This is a genomic window from Syntrophobotulus glycolicus DSM 8271, assembly GCF_000190635.1.
Classification (GTDB): Bacteria; Bacillota; Desulfitobacteriia; order Desulfitobacteriales; family Syntrophobotulaceae; genus Syntrophobotulus; species Syntrophobotulus glycolicus.
The window spans coordinates 952778-970168 of record NC_015172.1 but is presented as its reverse complement, the minus strand read 5'-3'; the positions used below and the strand labels follow the sequence as shown (position 1 = coordinate 970168).

Genomic DNA, 17391 nt, shown 5'->3' with positions numbered 1-17391 from the left:
CATGAAATTGATGCAAACCGTCAAACTGGCCTTAAAAAATATTCTCAGCAATACCCTGCGCTCTTCCCTGACCATGCTGGGGTTAATCATCGGGATTTCCTCCGTTATTGTCCTGGTCGGCATCGGAACAGGCAGCTCCCAGAGTATCACCGACCAGGTTTCCTCCCTCGGCACAGATACCCTGACCGTATCCATCGAGGCCGACAACGGCTTAAAACCGGAGGACGCGGAGAATTTATCCAAGCTGGACGGAGTGGCGGAGACCGCTCCCTATACCAGTGTCAGCGCAACCGTTTCCCAGGGAAGCTCCACCGCCGGCATGACCTCTGTGCTGGGAGTGGATGAACATTACCTGTCCATCCGCAATTATGACCTCTCCGCGGGCCGGGAGCTTTCCTTTATCGACCTCAATCAGAAAAGCAAGGTTTGCCTTATCGGCTCCGATGTCAGCGCGGACTTATTTGCCGGGAAGGACCCCGTGGGAGAAACCGTCAAAATCGCCGGGGATAATTATACGGTAGTGGGAACACTGGCCGAACAGGGCTCCTCCATGGGAACCGACGCCGACAGCACGGTCCTGATCCCCCTTACTGCCGCCGCGGGCGGCTCCGACATCAAATCCCTTTATCTCCGGGCGGAAAACGAAGATTCGGTCAATGCCGTCCAGATCACCGCGGAGAATTTCTTAAGATCGGCACTGAATGTTTCCGGTGATGAAATCAGTGTAACCACCCAGCAATCCATGCTGGAAACCATGAGCACCATCCAGGATACCCTCGTCCTGCTCCTGGCGGGAATTGCCGGCATATCCCTGCTTGTCGGCGGTATCGGCGTCATGAATGTCATGCTGGTCTCCGTTACGGAGCGCACCAGAGAAATCGGAATCCGCAAATCCCTGGGCGCCCGCCGGAGCAATATCTTAACCCAGTTTCTGACTGAAGCGCTGGTCCTGTGTCTGTTAGGCGGTATCGCCGGGATCATCGCCGGCCTGGGCATCGGGAGCGCCGCCGAGCTGCTGGGCTATACCTTCGCTTATTCGGCCAAAGTGGCGGCCTTGGCCTTCGGCTTCGCCGCGGCAATCGGTCTGGTCTTTGGAATATTCCCGGCTTACAGGGCTTCCCGCCTCAATCCCATCGACGCCCTGCGGATGGACTAACCCATTTTTCCGCACAATTGATCGGATATCCAGTCAATGAAAGGAGGTTTCCTCTCGTGGAAAACAACGAACAGTACCCTAATCCTGCCCCGGCAAAAGATAAAAGCTTTCTTACGAAAAAGACGGCGGCCATCCTCCTCGGGACAGCCCTGGCGGCCTCCTCTGTCCTGGGCTACGCCGGCGGCCTGCTGGCCGATACTTTTCAGTCCTCGGGCAGCGGCCACGGTGTGGCGGTCATGTACCAGTCGGCGGAAACCGGCGCCGCGGCAAGCGGCGGCAGCTCCCTGTCCGTGGCCGATATTGCCGGTCTTGCCGCCGACTCCGTGGTGGAGATTGCCACGGAAACCGTGCAAAACAACGCCAGACGGGGACAATATGTCTCTGAGGGTGCCGGAAGCGGCGTGGTGATCACCCAGGACGGCTATCTTGTCACCAACAATCATGTGATTGAGAATGCGGAAAAAATCACGGTCCGCCTGAGAAATGAAACAACCTACTCCGCCGCCTTGATCGGAAGCGACTCCCAATCGGACCTTGCCCTGCTCAAAATTGACGCTTCCGGCCTGCAGCCCGCCGTATTCGGGGATTCGGACAAGCTCCTGGTCGGCGAAACAGCCGTGGCAATCGGCAATCCCTTGGGGGAATTGGGCGGCACAGTCACCGACGGGATCATCAGTGCGCTCGACCGGGAAATCGAACTGGACGGCGAAACCATGAACCTCCTGCAAACAAACGCCGCCATCAATCCCGGCAACTCCGGCGGCGGGCTTTTTAACGGCAGCGGCGAGCTGATCGGCATCGTGGTGGCCAAATCCTCCGGGTCGGGTGTGGAAGGCCTGGGGTTTGCCATCCCGGTCAATGACGCCAAGACCGTGATTGAGCAGCTGATGAGCAACGGCTATGTCAAAGGCCGGGTCACACTGGGGATGACCCTGGTGGACGTCGCGGACGCCCAGACGGCGATGGCCTACAGGCTGCAGCAGTCCGGAGTTTATGTCCAAAGCGTCACTGCCGGCTCTCATGCCCAAACGGCCGGCTTCCAAGCCGGGGACTGTCTCGTTTCCGCTGACGGCGCTCAAATTACAAGCTCCGCGGACCTCAATAAGGTGCTCGGAGGGCACCAGGTCGGCGATGAGCTGAGCTTTGCCGTCAAGCGCAATAATCAGACCATCACCCTCAAGCTGGTCCTGGAAGAAGCCAGGCCCTCCTGACCGGCCCGGATCAGCGCCGACACGAAAAGGGGGCTCGCGGCCTTGCCTCAAGGCAAAGCGCGAGCCCCCTTTTCCGTTTCATCTTTCCGTCAGCCGGCTTTCTTGCCGGGAAATCGCCGCCGGCCCTAACGGGAGGCCGTCTGCAAAATTTGCACCCCGTTTGCCTCACTGTTTTCGATAATGGACATCACTTGATTCAACTTGGCAAAAATCTCTTTGGAGAGCGCTTCCGTTTGAATAAACAGGCTCTTTGCCGATTCCGGCTTATTCTCCCTGACCGCCTCGATGACCCTGCTGCCGTTTGTATGCAGCCGGTCGTGCACCTGATCGATCGCTTCCCACGCTTCCTGCAACACCGTGCCGGAAGCATCGATCGAGTGGTAAAAATGGCCGAAAGCGCATTTTTTGGCATTGGTCTGGAGCGGGTAGACCGTCATTTCCTCTACGATCCTGTTCAGGTTTTTGATCCAGTTGAAATGGGCCTCTTTGGCTTTTGAGATATTTTCCAGCAATTCCCCGTTGGAAATGGCATTTTTGCCGCCGTTTAGGGAAGTGACCATCTCCCTTATGATTCCGCTCAGCTCGTCGTCAATCCTGGAAATGTCTTCGGCGTTCTTTGTGCTTTGGCCCGCTTGCTCCTGAATCGTCCCGGTCATCTGATTAATCTTCTCGGCGTCCTTGGTGGACGCTTCCATGGCCTGGTTAATCTGATTGGTCGATTCTTTGATATGGTCCAGTGATTCTGTCATTTGTTCCACATCCCCAATGGTGTGCTTGAGCATCGCGACATTTTCTACAATGGTTTCCGAGATCAGGTCCAGCATGGAATGCATCCTGGCTGTGGAATCCATGGTATTTTCCATGCTCGTCCGCCCGCTTACCGCCGCCTCCTGAATGTTATTGACAAAGGAGCGCATATCGCCCAGGCTGGTTTTGGTGTTGTCGGCCAGCTTTCTGACCTCGTCCGCCACAACGGCAAAGCCCTTTCCCGCTTCCCCCGCCCGCGCCGCCTCGATCGCGGCGTTCAAGGCCAGCAGGTTGGTCTGGTTGGCGATGTTTTCCACCCCGTCCACAATCTCATTCACCTTCACGGCCATCTCCACCAGGGTCCTGATCTGCTCGCTCATCAAGGCAGCGTCTTTGGAAACATCGTTTTTCAGCCCGTTGATTTCATTAATCCTGCTGATGCTTTCGTCATTTTTCTGGACAAGCTCCCGGGAATACTCCCGCAGGCTGTTCATAATCCCGGAGGTATTGCTGACGGTGTCGTTCACTTCGCTCATGCTGGCGCTGATCTCTTCCACGATCGCCAGATTCGATTCGCTGATGTTGGACATTTCTTTGGCGAATTCGATCAATTCGTTGGAAGAATGAGCCATTTCAACATCAAAATTACTTAAGGCCGACGTCAGTCCGATCATTTTTTTGGAACTCGCGGACATCTTTTCTTCACTGGACAACAGCTTATTGAAGATGTTCACAAGCTTTTGGTGGATGGGGTATTTCACATCCGGCAGGTCGACATTTTTCCCGTTCAATCTGTCCTCTACGCTCTTCATCACACTCAGAGCTTCTTCACACGGCGCGTTTTTCAGAAAATTCATTGCGCTTTCTCTCCTTCGAATCAGACTAGATATTTTTTTATTCTTCACCAGATCCGCACCCTATACCGTCAGTATAGATTCTGAGCGAAGTTTCTTCAAGGATTTTCCGCAATTTCTTCAGCGCTCCTGCCGCCGTATTCGAAAGCTCGGCTCCGCCGGCCCGGGCCGGACAAAGGCCCGGTTTACCCGACCGGATTGTTCAGGATGTCATAGAGGCTTTGCGCACTCCGGCCGAGGATTCTGATCACAAGACCTCCGCCGCCGATTTCGGTCAGTCCGTACTCTATCTCTTGATCTTGCGCCAGCCTGTCCCGCAGGGCTTCCGGCAGCCGGCCGGAATTGAACAAAATTCCGGTGGCCTGATGCAGGAAGCCTTCATAAAAGCCGATGCCGGAAAGGTCCTGTTCTCCGGGGACCAGCCTGGTGTTGTCCCGGAAGACCAGCTTGCCGTCATACCGGAGCTCTGTCAGCGCCTGGTAAGCGGCATACTGAAATTTTTCCCCTCTTGTATACCTGCCGCAGGATAACACCTCGGCATATTGCAGGGCCGCGCCTTTTTCCAGGGTGATCCGGGTGTCGTTTTGCATGGCGGAGCCCGCGAAGGGGAGCACCGGCAGCGGCAAAAACCTCAGGCTTGCGCCGGCTGCCACCCGGATCTCTGTCTGCTGCCTGGCAAAGCCGTCGTTCATTTTATGGATCTTGGCAAAGGCCTGTGTGCCGATCTCCACCTTGGAGCCCGCGCCGATCTCCGCCTGGATGTGGCAGCGGTCCCCGCTCATCAGGCCCGCGGAGGCCGTCATGACCGTCAGCCTCATCGTCCCGTCCGCTCCATAAAAGGGCTTGGCGATTTTATAGGGCGCGGTGAAGCTGACCTCCTCCAGAACGGTCCTCCCTTCCCTGCACCCTGTGCCGATGATTAATTTACTTTCCTGGCCAAAGCGGTTGATCATACGCCCTCCCGCTTACAGCTCTTCCAGCAGGACATCTTTTTTGATCCATTCAATCACCTGTTCCAGCCCCTCGTCCTCTCTCAGGGAAGTAAAAACAAACGGCCTGCCCCCGCGCATGTTCAGGGAGTCCCGTTTCATTACCTCCAGGCTGGCCCCCACATGGGGCGCCAGATCAGCCTTGTTGATCACCAGCAGGTCGGAGCGGGTAACGCCCGGTCCGCCTTTTCTCGGTATTTTATCTCCGCCGGAAACATCAATCACATAAATCGCGGCGTCGGCCAGCTCGGGGCTGAAGGTGGCCGACAGGTTGTCCCCGCCGCTTTCCACAAAGATCATTTGCACTCCGGGGAATTTCTCCGCCATTTCTTCCACGGCCATCAGATTCATCGAGGCGTCCTCTCTGATGGCGGTATGCGGACAGCCGCCCGTTTCCACCCCTATGATGCGCTCCGGCGGCAAAACACTGTTTTTGATTAAAAACTCGGCGTCCTCCTTGGTGTAGATATCGTTGGTGATCACGGCAATGCTGTACTCCCCAGCCAATTTCCGCGTCAATTTTTCGATCAAAGAGGTCTTTCCCGAACCGACCGGGCCGCCGACCCCGATTTTCACATAAGACATAAGCCCTCCTCGGATTTGCCTTCCCTGCTCATCACCGGTCCGGCCCGTGAACCACCGGCGTTATGAGCTGTACATTCTGGTATATAATCTTTCGTGCTGCATTGACCTGATCTCAAACCCGATCGTGCTTCGTCCCAGATCCCCGGCCGTGAGGGCGGTCACTTCGCGGGCCAGCCGGGAGATCAAGTCCCCGGTCTGAAAAAGAATGGCCTGCCCCTCCGTCTGGCTCAGGGGAAGGAGCTTGGCCAGATTATTGATCATGGCGGAAGCCTGACTGTAGGTGAAGGCCAGGGCGGCCTCCGGAAAGGGGATGCCGTTTTCCGCGCAGAAGATGCCGAAGGCAAGGCAATAATTGACGTTTTCCGCCTCCTGACAGGCCCTCAGCAAATCCATTCTGCCCCCGTACGTCTCCGCCATCCTGAAAAAACCCCGGCCCAGGTTCATGCCGGCCTTTTTGAGCTCAGCGGGGACAGTGGACGCCCCGTAAAGCTCGTTCAGCTCCAGGATCAGGCCCAGCTCCCGCTTTGCGGCGTATTCATAGGCCAGCCGCATTCCCAAAAGCTCGTTATATAAGAAGCTGTTTTCCAGCTTGCCGGTCAGATACTGGCGGGCCGTCTCCCCATCCCTGACAAGGCCCTTCTGGACATAGGTCTCAAGTCCGAAGCTCTGTGTATAGGCGCCGATCGGGAAATAGGGATCGGTAATCTGCAAAAGCAGCAGGAAATTGCTGTTCATCGCGGCTTTCACGCCAGGCTGTGCCGGCATCCGGAACCGCCAAGCCGGTGCTCCAGTTTCAGCATGATTCTTTCCGGCCGGTAGCCCCCGGCCTCCAGCAGGGCAAAAACAGGCCCTTCATAGGGAACGGCCAGCCGCCCGTTTTCATAAAACAACGGGACATGCTGGTTGCCGATCTCGTAACAGGCCCGCCCCATTTCCCGCATATCCCCGGGGACAATCACGATGGCTTCACATTCCGAAACCTCCACGGCCATCACGACCCGGTCGTCCTCGTAAAGGATGTCTCCGCTTTGCAGGGGCAATCCCGCCCTGATTTTCAGGCCGACTTCAACGCCGTGCTCACTGGTCTTTTTCCAGATCCGTTTCTCCACCTCAAACCAGTCGATCCTGACCGTATCGAGCCTTCTGCCATTCAGCTCAGAATACTTCAGATTGCCTAAAATCTTTTCGGCCATCATCGGACTTCCTCCCTTCAGAACAAAAAATACCGCTGGGCCAGCGGCAGCGTTTCCGCCGCTTCACAGCTGATCCTTTCCCCGTCCACCCTGACCTCATAGGTTTCGGGATCGACCTCGATCGAGGGCATGCTGTCATTGAGACGCATATCCTTTTTGGTGATCTTCCGGCAGTTTTTCACCGCCAGAATCTGTTTACTCAGGTTCAATCCCCCGATTGTCCCGTTGTCTATGGATTCCTGGGACACAAATGTGGCGCAGGCGCTGTATTTGGCCCGCCCGAACGCCCCGAACATCTTCCGGTAAAGCAAAGGCTGAGGGGTGGGGATGGAGGCATTGGCATCCCCCATTCTGCCCGCGGTGATCACCCCTCCCTTTAAGATCATTTCCGGCTTCACTCCGAACATTTCCGGCTTCCACAGAACCAGATCGGCCAGCTTGCCGCGCTCCACCGAGCCCACATAATCCGCGATCCCGTGCGTCACGGCGGGATTAATCGTATATTTGGCGATGTACCTCTTGACCCGGAAATTATCGTTGCCGCGTTCTTGAGGCAACGCGCCGCGCTGCCGTTTCATCTTATCGGCGGTTTGCCAGGTGCGGATGATCACCTCGCCCACCCGGCCCATCGCCTGAGAATCGGAGCTCATCATGCTGAAGACGCCCAAATCATGCAGAACATCCTCCGCCGCGATGGTTTCGGGGCGGATTCTGGAATCGGCAAAGGCGATATCCTCCGGCACCCGGCTGTCCAGGTGATGGCATACCATCAGCATATCCAGATGCTCATCCAGAGTATTGCGGGTAAAGGGCATGGTCGGATTGGTGGACGAGGGAAGAATATTGCTCAGCGCCGCTATTTTGATGATATCGGGAGCATGTCCCCCGCCCGCTCCCTCGGTATGGTAGGTATGGATCGTCCTGCCGCCGATGGCCCGGATCGTGTCTTCCACAAAACCCGCTTCGTTCAGGGTATCCGTGTGAATGGCAGCCTGAACATCATACTGGTCGGCGACCCGGAGGCAGGCGTCGATGGCTGCCGGGGTTGTCCCCCAGTCCTCGTGAAGCTTCAGCCCGAGCGCTCCGGCCTCGATCTGCTCGATCAGGGGCTTGGGGAACGAAGCGTTTCCCTTGCCCAAAAAGCCCAAATTCACCGGAAAGGCTTCCGCCGCCTCCAGCATCCTGTGCAGGTTGAATCTGCCGGGGGTGCAGGTCGTGGCGTTCGTGCCGTCCGCCGGTCCGGTCCCGCCGCCGATCATGGTTGTCATGCCGCTGTAAAGGGCGGTTTCAATCTGCTGCGGGCAAATAAAATGAATATGGGTATCGATGCCGCCGGCGGTCACGATCAGGCCCTCGCCCGCAATGACCTCCGTCGCGGCGCCGATCACCATATTGGGGGCGACACCGTCCATGATATCCGGATTCCCCGCTTTGCCGATCCCTTCGATTTTTCCGTTTTTTATCCCGATATCGGCTTTAATGATGCCGCTGTAATCCACGATGACGGCGTTGGTGATCAGCAGGTCCAGCGCGCCCTCTTCCCCGGACCGGGAAGGGGACTGCCCCATGCCGTCCCGCACGGACTTGCCGCCGCCGAATTTGCATTCGTCGCCGTAAACCGTCCAGTCCTGTTCGATCTCCACCCATAACTCCGTATCCGCCAGGCGGATCTTATCTCCTTTGGTCGGCCCGTACATATTGGCATACTCTCTGCCGGATATTGTGCAGCTCAACTGGGATCAGCTCCTTCAAAGTGACGCTCAGCCGCGTCTTTTAAAGCTCTTTGCCGGACAGAGGGATCACAGACCCTGCCGGCGGTCAGGTTATTCAAACCGAAAACCGCCTGCTTTCCTCCGAGCATAACGAGCCGGACCTTTTTTTCCTCTCCCGGTTCAAACCGGACGGCATTCCCTGAAGGAATATCGAGGCGCATCCCCAAGGCCGCCTCCCGGTCAAAACACAGCTCCCTGTTCACCTCGAAAAAATGGAAATGGGAGCCGACCTGAACCGGCCTGTCGCCGTTATTGGCCACGACGAGCTCCGCCGTTTTCCGGCCCTTGTTCAGTTCGATCTCCCGGTTGCCGATGATATACTCGCCGGGAATCATACCGACCGCCTCCTTATTTGATGGGATGATGGACGGTCACAAGCTTGGTTCCGTCCGGGAAGGTCGCCTCCACCTGGATCTCGGGAATCATTTCCGGCACCCCTTCCATACACTGGTCCTTCTTCAGAACAGTTGTTCCGTAATGCATGATCTCGGTCACGCTTCTGCCGTCTCTGGCGGCTTCCAATAATTCGGCGCTGATCAGGGCCACCGCTTCGGGGTAGTTCAGCTTCAATCCCCTGTTCAGGCGTTTTCTCGCCAATTCTCCCGCATAATGCAGCATCAGCTTTTCCGTTTCCTTCGGCGTCAGATACATGGGCTTCCCTCCCCTGCCGGCCTTTTATTCATCTTTGGAATCACTCCTCCAGATGTCGTCGATATACATGGCCAGGCATAGATCAAAGCGGTCCTCCAGGCAGGACAGCGACTTCCGGGTCAGTTCCTCTATTTTGACCAGCCTGTTGCGCAGGGTATTCCGGTGGATAAACAGCTTTTCCGCTGTGGTCACCGCGTTCTGGTTCTCCTCCAGATATACCCGCAGGGTCTTAAACAGCTGGCTGTTATTCGCTTTGTCATAATTAATCAGCGTTGATAATGTATAGTTGTAATACTGTTCCAGCTTGGGATCGGAAATCATCTGATAAATCATCATATAGATGAACATATATTGAAAGTCTTTGATGGTATTCTTCCCGTTATAGGTCTCATTTAAAATTTTGACAATTTTTTTGGCCTGATCAATGCTTTCCGCGAATCCGTCCAGATTATCGTAGGTATGTCCGATCCCGCCGTAATAATTGATGTGATATTCCTTCTTGATCCTTTGCACGACCTCTTCCAGCCTCTGCGGGGAGAAGGTCTCCGGCAGCAGGGTGATCAGGCCGTTGCTGCAGGGTGTAAATAACACATTGCCCAGATGCTTTTTGAATTCATTTTCACTGAACCTGATGATTTCCTCCGCGGTATATTTTTTTTTCAGGCTGTAATTCATCTCCAGCTTTAACACGAAGGCGTAATGCGGCTGCAACAAATCATATTTGTAGAATTTTGCTCTGGAAATCAGCATCTCATGATTATGGGAGACGCCGTACATTAAATTGTCCAGAAGATCAAAGGTATGCGCCCCGGAATAGAGATTGACCGCCTGTCTCAATTCATAGACCACGTCGATGATATCGGCACTGTCCCCCATACTGAAGATGGGGGTTTGCAGGGACCGGGCCAGAGCCAGAGTCTCTTCCCCGATCCATTTTTCCCTCACCCTGTGATGGACCAGGATACCGGCGATATTCCGGCCCTGATCGCGGGAAAGGAGCTGCCGGCAGAAATCCGGACTGCACAACAAGACGGACTGGGGGATGATCACAAAATCACCGGCTTCGATGCCGGCAAAAAATTTTTCGGCATCAGGCTCCTCCGGCATGACGATCCTGATCATCTCCCTGTCCAGGCCGGTTTCTCCCGTCATATTCTGGATGCTGTACAATGCCGGCAAATCCGACAGATCAAATCCCTTCATCCTCAAACCCTCTGTTTCCTTGAACGATTAATTCCGGGGACCGGAAAAGCTAAAGGCTTTCATTGCCGTTATGAATGGTGATCACCTTGACGGAGCTGTAAATGATGATTCTGCCGCTGTCGCTGTCTTTTCTTCTGCATATCCGGCTGATGATATTGACCGCAAGCTTTTCCTCTTCGTTTTCCACCATCAGCTCGACCCTTTCGGTCGGGGCCTGCTCCGCCGGCAAATTGTGTCCGGCCCTCCCGCGCCCGGTCACCGAAAAGTGAACGATGTCTTTAAAGTGATTTTCCTCCAGCTCTTCCACCAATCGCTGAAGCTTATCCCGGGGGATAAGGGCCTCTATCCGTTTCATATTTTACAACCTATTCCCTTTGCTTAATCTGAGAATGCCGACTCTACTTGCTGATCCTGCCGCTCCCGTTCGGATTGGCGATTGTCCCCATCGCGTCCATGGCCAGTCTTACGGCCACTCTCGCCGAAATATTGGCCGGATCGTACACTGGGCTGCATTCCGCGATCACATAGGCCGCGATTCCTTTTTTGGCAAAAGCCCTCACGAATTTGAGCATCTCTCTGGGGGTCAGGCCGCCGGTTTCCGGTGTTGTGATTCCCGGCACGAAGGCCTGGTCCATACAATCCAGGTCTGTCTGCAGGACGACCTTTTCCACACCGGGAGCCCAGACCTTTTCAATGATATCGGCAATGACCGTGTCCACGCCCCGTTCCTCAATATCCCAGATCGAATACACATGAATGCCGTTCTCCCGGCAGTAGTCAATCTCCTCGGGCGGGTTCAGCGCTCCGTTGATCCCGACAATCGCCACATTCTCGCCGCGGCAGTTGGGCAGCTCGGCCGTCCGGCTGACCGGGCAGGCGTGGTTGAGCAGTTCCCCCCCGACATCCTTGGCCGTATCCAGGTGGGCGTCAAAATGGATGTAGCCGATATTGCCCTTTTGACAGGTTTTAGAAACCGCCGAGGTCACCGGGATGGGACAGGAGTCATCACCGCCGAAGACAAAGGGGACAGCACCCGCGTTGATGATGTTGAGCAAACACTCCTCCGCTCTTTCAAACGTCACCTTGGCATTGCCGGGCATGATCTGGACATCACCGCAGTCCACCAGATTCAGGGCATTGAATAAATCGACCTGAAATTCGCCGTGATAGCTGAGATAATGATCGGTTGCGTTGCGGACCGCCCTTGGGCCCATAGAAGCCCCGGGCCGGCATGTATTGGTATGCTCCCAGGGCAGTCCCAGTACCGCTGCCTTTACCTGGTGTTCCCGGAGAACACTTTCCACCGGCGGAAGGATGGCCGCCTTCAAAAAGGAGGGAATCCCGGAGATCAAATGAGTGGGAAAATCGTTCTGCGCTTCCCTTTTGCCGCAGGTGATGTAATAATTGTTCATTGCTTGTATCGTCCCTTTCTTCACATCTTGATGTTATTTCAGCTCTGTGTCGGGAGCCGGTTCCGATGCCCGGAGCTTGCTGACCTTCTGCAAATATGCCGGATCAAATAAGGCGGTGTAATCATCGGCCTTCTTTTCGATCAGCTTCACGCCGTACAGGAAATCGGCCGTGATTCTGGTCGTATACGGAATATAGGTCAGAGAGTCGCTCTGCTTGGTCATGGCGTCCAGATTGTCCTGGAGAGAATACAGCTTGGAGCCGGACATGGCGACCTTCATTTCCTCCACGGAGATTTCCGTACTTTTCGCCATATCCTCCAGGGCTTTATCCGGATTGTCCTGGTAAAATTTCAGGGCGTCGAACCATACCTGGATCAGCTTTTCCGTATTTTCTTCGTTGCCGGCAATATAGTTCTGGTTGGCCACCAGCACGGACGGAATCAGTCCGGGGGTTTGCCTGGAGGTATACAGGGTATTGGTCCCCTCTCTTCCCTGCGCCTTGCTCAGGGCCGGTTCCCAGAGGGAAGCCGCGTCCACCGAGCCGCTTAAAAAGGCTACCCCGCTGTCACTGATGGTCATATTCGTAAAGTCAATATCGGATTCTGTCATGTTATTTTGTTCCAAAAGCCTTAATAAGAAGAAGTGCTCAATCGTACCATACTCCGTGGCCACGGTCTTGCCTTTCAAATCCTGAACCGATTTGATGTCCGGAGCCGCGACCAGTCCGTCCGCCCCGTTGGAATAATCATTAATCAGGACGATTTTATGTCCTTCCCCCTTCACATAAGGGGCGACAGTGTCCGAAAGGGCCAGGGAGACAAAATCCAGATTTCCGGTCAGGAAAGCCTGGGTGGAGTCGGAATAGGTCGGAAACCATACCAGGTTCACATTCAGCCCGTATTTCTCAAAAATCTTTTCCTCTTTGGCAATAAACCATACATACCAGCTGGGATAAGCACTGATGCCGAACTGGATCGCCTTACTGCCCGCGGCGGTGTTTTCTCCCGCCGGGGAGCTGCTTTTGCCGCATCCCGCCACGAAACCGGCGCCCAGGATCACCATCAGAAAAACCGCAATCAATTTCTTCATTTTACCCTCCTTGAACGAAATGCTTTCACTGTCAGAATGAATAAATTTCATCGATAGCCTCAATGTCTTCTTTCCCCTGCATCACCTTGGACAGGTTGGTGCGGATACGGAAAAATTTTGTGCTGTCCTTGATCTCGATGGACCGCGAATGCGGAAGATGAATGGGCACCCTGGCCTGGACCTCTCCCGGATTGGCGGAAAGGATGTATAATGTCTCGGAAAGAAAGACTGCTTCATCTATGTCATGCGTCACGAAAAGAATGGTTGTCTTCTCGTCCTGCCATATTTTTCGCAACAGCTCCTGCATGGAGGCCTTGGTATATGGATCCAAGGCTCCAAACGGCTCGTCCATCAAAAGGACTTCGGGACTGTTGGCCAGGGCGCGGGCAATTGCCACTCTTTGCTTCATGCCGCCGGAAAGCTCTTTGGGATAACTCTTTTTGAATTTTTCCAGACCGATGACGGTTAAGTATTTATGGACGATGTCAGCCACAGCGGATTTTTCCATTTTTTTCAGACGAAGCCCGAAGGCGATATTCTCCTCCACCGTCTTCCAGGGGAAAAGCGTATAGTTCTGAAATACCATCCCCCTGTCCGCGGCCGGCCCCGTCACGACCTTATCGTTGACCAGGATCTCCCCGCCGCTCAGCTCCTCCAGACCGGCGACAATTTTCAGCAGGGTCGACTTCCCGCAGCCGGAGGGGCCGATCACACATACAAATTCATTGTCCAGCACCTGTATGTTGATATCTTTCAAAGCGGTGACATCGCCCTTTTTGGCGGGAAATTTTTTGTAAACATGATTGATCTGGATTTTGGTGTTGCTCATCATTGCGCTGATCGGCATATGCTCTTTCGGCATGCTCGCTGTTGACATCATCCATCATTCCTTCAAAAATATATCGGGGTGAAAAGGCTGCCTGCCGGTATCATTTCTCCACCCAGTAAAAAATCTTTTTATTCACGTAGCTTAATAACCTGTCAAAAATCAGGCCCAATAAACCGATGATTAAGATCCCCGCGAAAATAGAATCCGTCTTCAGAAATCTCTGCGCTTTCAAAATGCTGTACCCGAGGCCGGAATTGGCGGCCACCAGCTCAGCGACGGTCACATAGGTCCAGGCCCATCCCAGAAGCACCCGGAGGGTGTCCATCAGCTTGGGCATCATGGCCGGGATGAGGATCTTAAAGATGCTTTGTCTGTTGCTCGCCCCCAAGGTATAGCCCGCATTGAGCAAATCGCCGGGAACCAGCCGCACATCATCGGCCACCATCAGAATCAGCTGGAAAAATATGCCCGCGAAGATCACGGCTATTTTCGCGTTTTCCCCGATTCCCACCCACATCATGATCAGGGGGATAAAGGCCGGCACCGGCATATAGCGGATAAATTCCGCCACCGGCTGCAGAAAGGCCTCCACGCTTTTAAACGTCCCGATCAAAATGCCCAGAGGGATACCGATAGCGACCGCCAGCAGAAAGCCGATCATGATACGGGAAATGCTGATCCACATGTCCGGCCAGATCGTGCCGGTCACCGCGCCTTGGACGATATTGCGCACCACATCGAGCGGGGCCGGCAGGAACAATTCATTGACAAACCCGCCGGTGCTGGCGATGGTCCAGGCTGTGATAATGACGGCAAAGGAGCTGACGCCGAGCAGAAGATAATGTTTTTTTTCAATCTCTTTTCTTATGGAAAACCATTTTTTCAGCATGTCCTCACTCCTGTCAGATCAGCGCGTCCCGGCCTTTTTCTCCCGTTCTTATCCTCATGGCGCCGTTCAGTTTGGTCACGAATATTTTGCCGTCTCCGCAGTTGCCGCCGCGGTTTACCGTTAACACTATCTCCACCAATTTTTCCTCTTCCTCATCATTGATCCAGACCATGATCATTTTTTTGGCCAACATCGGCTGGCCCGTATCCTTATTGTCAAGCGGCTGCCCGTTCTTCGCCGTGAATTGCACCGGCTTCTTCCCCTTGCCGAAAACCAGAAAACTGGAAAACGCGCCGAACCCGCCATTGATCAAGGCCTGCTTTGTCTCTTGATACATTTTGTTTTGAATCACAATCATGACTTCCTTCATCTTCCCGCGCATCCTTTTCAAAGTTTTTTTTCTCCGCTGGAGATGGTATAAACCGTATCCACAGTCGTCACAATGATTTTCCCGTCGCCGTAGGCCCCCTTGAGACCGGTCCTGGCATTCTGCATAATCACATCACATACCTTTTGCTCGTCCTGATCCTCAACCACGATGATCATCATCTCCTTAGGGATTTCATCATAGGACACCGCTCCGGCCTTTAAGCCGTTTTGCTTGCCCCGCCCCAGCACCCCAAACCGTGTTGCGGCGGAAAACCCCGCTTCATTCAGTGCATATAGCACATCATAAAATTTTTCCGGCCTGATAACCGCCTTCACCATTTTCATTTTGCTTTCCCCTTATCAGAGTAATTTTCAAAAAAGAAACAAGGGTATTCAAGCCAACTGCTTTGAAACGCCCTTGTTTCCGTGACTCCATATAACCCTTGACACCTTGAATTGTAGCACTGCTTATTTGCCGTGTAAATGGAATGAAACGCCAAAACCACTGTGCACAGTGCACAGTGGTTTTGCAGGAGACGTTCCATCAGATTTTCAGCCGGACTTATGGATGCGCTCAGCTTTCTCCCGCTTCCCTCCCCTTGCCCCCGACCATCGACGCAAACACGCCCAGGCTGCAGAATACGGCAAAGATGATAAAGGAGATCCTCAGGCTGACCATCAGCTGATCAACATAGCCTGCTGAGCTGACGGTGAGATTGCGCATCAGGATCGAGGTAATGAGGGAAACAATGGCCATACTGACAGACTGGCCCAGCAGCCGCATATTTCCCATCACGGAAGACGCCACACCGTACAGTGTCCGGTCAACCGAGCCCATGACGGCATTGGTATTGGGTGAGGCAAACAGGGCAAAGCCAATCCCGATAAAGGCCAGGTTCAAAATGATCAGCACAATCGGGGTCTGGATAGTGAGAAAAATGAAGAAAAACAGCCCCAGGGCCGAGATGCCCATCCCCAGGGAAGCAAGGACCCCGGGTCTGATCCTGTCCGATAATGTCCCGGCAAGCGGAGAGAGCAGAGCCATCATCATCGGCTGGACCAGCAAAATCAGTCCTGAGATCGCCGTATCAATGCCAAGCGCGGTCTGCAGATACAGGGATAAGACAAAACTCAGGGCGAATGTCGCGCTGTAATTGATTAAGGTCGCCAGGTTGGAAAAAACAAACGGCCGGTTTTGGATCATACTTCCGATCGGAATCAGGGGATTGGGATGGTTTCGTTCAAACAGGAAAAATACGGCCAGCAGCACAATCCCCGCCGCAAAGCTGAGCTGATAGAGAAGGCCGGCCGTCAGATCATTGAGCCCAAACAACAGCAGGGCTTGAGCGGCGATACACAGGATCATGCCCCAGCCGTCAATTTTAGCGGTGACACCTGTCCATTCCCCCTTTAATTTCCAGACTGTGATCACAATAATCAGGAGCGCCATCACCAGGTTGAAATAAAAGATCCCCCGCCACGTGAATACTCTGGTGATCAAGCCTCCCAATACCGGGCCGCAGGATAAGCCGATGTAGGTGGCGGCGGCGTTTAAGCCCAAAGCCTTGCCTCTGGATTCGGGCGGTACGACCGAGGTTAAAATCGCCATTGCATTGCTGAATATCATGGAGCTGGAAAAGCCCTGCAAAATCCTGAAGCCGACCAGGGCGGGCAGAGAGGTGGCTAAAGCGCAGGCTAGGGAAGAGGCCGCCAGTAAAACCATGCCGATCAAAAATATTCTTTTCCGCCCGAACTGGTCGGCCAGGCGGCCAAACGGCAGCAAAAAAGCGGCGGAGGAAAGCAAAAAGCCGAAAACCACCCAATTCATCAGGCTTTGATTGCCCCCAAACTCCAGCCCGATAGAGGGGATGGCCAGGTTCACGGCATTGCTCATAAATGGCGTCACAAAAGAGGTGATCATGACAATCACCAAAATAATCCTGGTCTGACTGCTGCTCTGTTCCATATTCATTGCCTCCGTAAAATCATCACTGTTATTCACTGATGTCTTTCCTTTTTTCTTCCTGCAAGTTGCCGATCACTTGTTTCAATACCACGATCGTTTGTTCGATCGTCTCTTCCGGAATATTGCTGGAAAAGATGTCCAGGATTTCCGAAAAGACCGCTTGAACAGCCACCGAGGCTTGAATACCCTTTTCTGTCAGATACAGCGCAAAATACCGCTTATCGTTTTCGATCTGCTTTTTATGAATGTAGCCTTTGTTCAGGAGATGCTTGACCGCCTTGGCCGTCGTTGATTTCTCCACATAGAGCCTGTCTCCGAGCTCCTTTTGGCTGATCCCCTCATTGCGGGCGATCACGAGAAAAAAATCATACTGTCCGCTGCTGATCCCCAGCTCCTTCAGCTTATGGTTGAATATGCTCTGACTGAGCCGGTAGATCGCCGCACTGTACCTGCCGATGCTCTCCAACGAATGAATC

20 protein-coding genes are annotated in these 17391 nt (G+C 54.1%); 2 read left to right on the top strand and 18 right to left on the bottom strand.

Annotated elements, in window-relative coordinates:
- Position 1: 1 nt before the first annotated feature.
- Positions 2-1156, top strand: coding sequence for an ABC transporter permease (locus SGLY_RS04975; protein ID WP_013624195.1), 1155 nt, complete (start codon positions 2-4; stop codon positions 1154-1156).
- A 56-nt stretch (positions 1157-1212) separates the two neighbouring features.
- A complete protein-coding gene (locus SGLY_RS04970; protein WP_013624194.1) occupies positions 1213-2367 on the top strand; it encodes a S1C family serine protease in 1155 nt (384 codons plus the stop codon).
- Between the two features lie 125 nt (positions 2368-2492).
- Here SGLY_RS04970 and SGLY_RS04965 read toward each other — a convergent pair whose 3' ends face one another.
- The 18 genes from SGLY_RS04965 to SGLY_RS04880 all read right to left on the bottom strand — a co-directional run bounded on the left by SGLY_RS04965 (position 2493) and on the right by SGLY_RS04880 (position 17381).
- Complete coding sequence (locus SGLY_RS04965; protein ID WP_013624193.1) at positions 2493-3971, bottom strand: methyl-accepting chemotaxis protein; 1479 nt, start codon at positions 3969-3971, stop codon at positions 2493-2495.
- Positions 3972-4153: 182 nt separating this feature from the next.
- A complete protein-coding gene (locus SGLY_RS04960; RefSeq protein WP_013624192.1) occupies positions 4154-4921 on the bottom strand; it encodes an urease accessory protein UreD in 768 nt (255 codons plus the stop codon).
- Between the two features lie 12 nt (positions 4922-4933).
- On the bottom strand, positions 4934-5542 hold the full coding sequence (ureG, locus tag SGLY_RS04955; RefSeq protein WP_013624191.1) for an urease accessory protein UreG: 609 nt from the start codon (positions 5540-5542) through the stop codon (positions 4934-4936).
- Between the two features lie 60 nt (positions 5543-5602).
- The gene (locus SGLY_RS04950; RefSeq protein WP_013624190.1) at positions 5603-6307 is read right to left on the bottom strand and encodes an urease accessory protein UreF; all 705 of its coding nucleotides are present in this window, start codon (positions 6305-6307) and stop codon (positions 5603-5605) included.
- Complete coding sequence (locus SGLY_RS04945) at positions 6286-6738, bottom strand: urease accessory protein UreE (RefSeq protein ID WP_052298610.1); 453 nt, start codon at positions 6736-6738, stop codon at positions 6286-6288. Before SGLY_RS04945 ends, SGLY_RS04950 begins: the two co-directional genes overlap by 22 nt.
- Positions 6739-6752: 14 nt before the next feature.
- Positions 6753-8468 (bottom strand): urease subunit alpha, encoded by a 1716-nt coding sequence (gene ureC / locus SGLY_RS04940; protein WP_013624188.1) that lies wholly within the window; start codon positions 8466-8468, stop codon positions 6753-6755.
- The gene (locus tag SGLY_RS04935; protein WP_013624187.1) at positions 8465-8842 is read right to left on the bottom strand and encodes an urease subunit beta; all 378 of its coding nucleotides are present in this window, start codon (positions 8840-8842) and stop codon (positions 8465-8467) included. The genes ureC and SGLY_RS04935 overlap by 4 nt, the downstream gene beginning before the upstream one ends.
- A gap of 13 nt (positions 8843-8855) precedes the next feature.
- Positions 8856-9158, bottom strand: coding sequence for an urease subunit gamma (gene ureA, locus SGLY_RS04930; protein ID WP_013624186.1), 303 nt, complete (start codon positions 9156-9158; stop codon positions 8856-8858).
- A gap of 24 nt (positions 9159-9182) precedes the next feature.
- The gene (locus tag SGLY_RS04925) at positions 9183-10361 is read right to left on the bottom strand and encodes a helix-turn-helix domain-containing protein (RefSeq protein WP_013624185.1); all 1179 of its coding nucleotides are present in this window, start codon (positions 10359-10361) and stop codon (positions 9183-9185) included.
- Between the two features lie 49 nt (positions 10362-10410).
- Positions 10411-10716 (bottom strand): P-II family nitrogen regulator, encoded by a 306-nt coding sequence (locus tag SGLY_RS04920; RefSeq protein ID WP_013624184.1) that lies wholly within the window; start codon positions 10714-10716, stop codon positions 10411-10413.
- 43 nt (positions 10717-10759) lie between these two features.
- Positions 10760-11773, bottom strand: coding sequence for an agmatinase (gene speB / locus SGLY_RS04915; protein WP_013624183.1), 1014 nt, complete (start codon positions 11771-11773; stop codon positions 10760-10762).
- Positions 11774-11806: 33 nt separating this feature from the next.
- A complete protein-coding gene (locus SGLY_RS04910; RefSeq protein ID WP_041445059.1) occupies positions 11807-12862 on the bottom strand; it encodes an ABC transporter substrate-binding protein in 1056 nt (351 codons plus the stop codon).
- Between the two features lie 31 nt (positions 12863-12893).
- On the bottom strand, positions 12894-13742 hold the full coding sequence (locus SGLY_RS04905) for an ABC transporter ATP-binding protein (protein WP_148228070.1): 849 nt from the start codon (positions 13740-13742) through the stop codon (positions 12894-12896).
- A 49-nt stretch (positions 13743-13791) separates the two neighbouring features.
- Complete coding sequence (locus tag SGLY_RS04900) at positions 13792-14580, bottom strand: ABC transporter permease (protein WP_013624180.1); 789 nt, start codon at positions 14578-14580, stop codon at positions 13792-13794.
- A gap of 13 nt (positions 14581-14593) precedes the next feature.
- Positions 14594-14950, bottom strand: coding sequence for a P-II family nitrogen regulator (locus SGLY_RS04895; RefSeq protein ID WP_013624179.1), 357 nt, complete (start codon positions 14948-14950; stop codon positions 14594-14596).
- Positions 14951-14967: 17 nt separating this feature from the next.
- On the bottom strand, positions 14968-15294 hold the full coding sequence (locus tag SGLY_RS04890) for a P-II family nitrogen regulator (RefSeq protein ID WP_013624178.1): 327 nt from the start codon (positions 15292-15294) through the stop codon (positions 14968-14970).
- Positions 15295-15523: 229 nt separating this feature from the next.
- Positions 15524-16915 (bottom strand): MFS transporter, encoded by a 1392-nt coding sequence (locus SGLY_RS04885; RefSeq protein WP_013624177.1) that lies wholly within the window; start codon positions 16913-16915, stop codon positions 15524-15526.
- 28 nt (positions 16916-16943) lie between these two features.
- Positions 16944-17381: a MarR family winged helix-turn-helix transcriptional regulator gene (locus SGLY_RS04880; RefSeq protein WP_013624176.1), complete on the bottom strand. Its 438-nt coding sequence runs from the start codon at positions 17379-17381 to the stop codon at positions 16944-16946.
- Positions 17382-17391 lie beyond the last annotated feature (10 nt).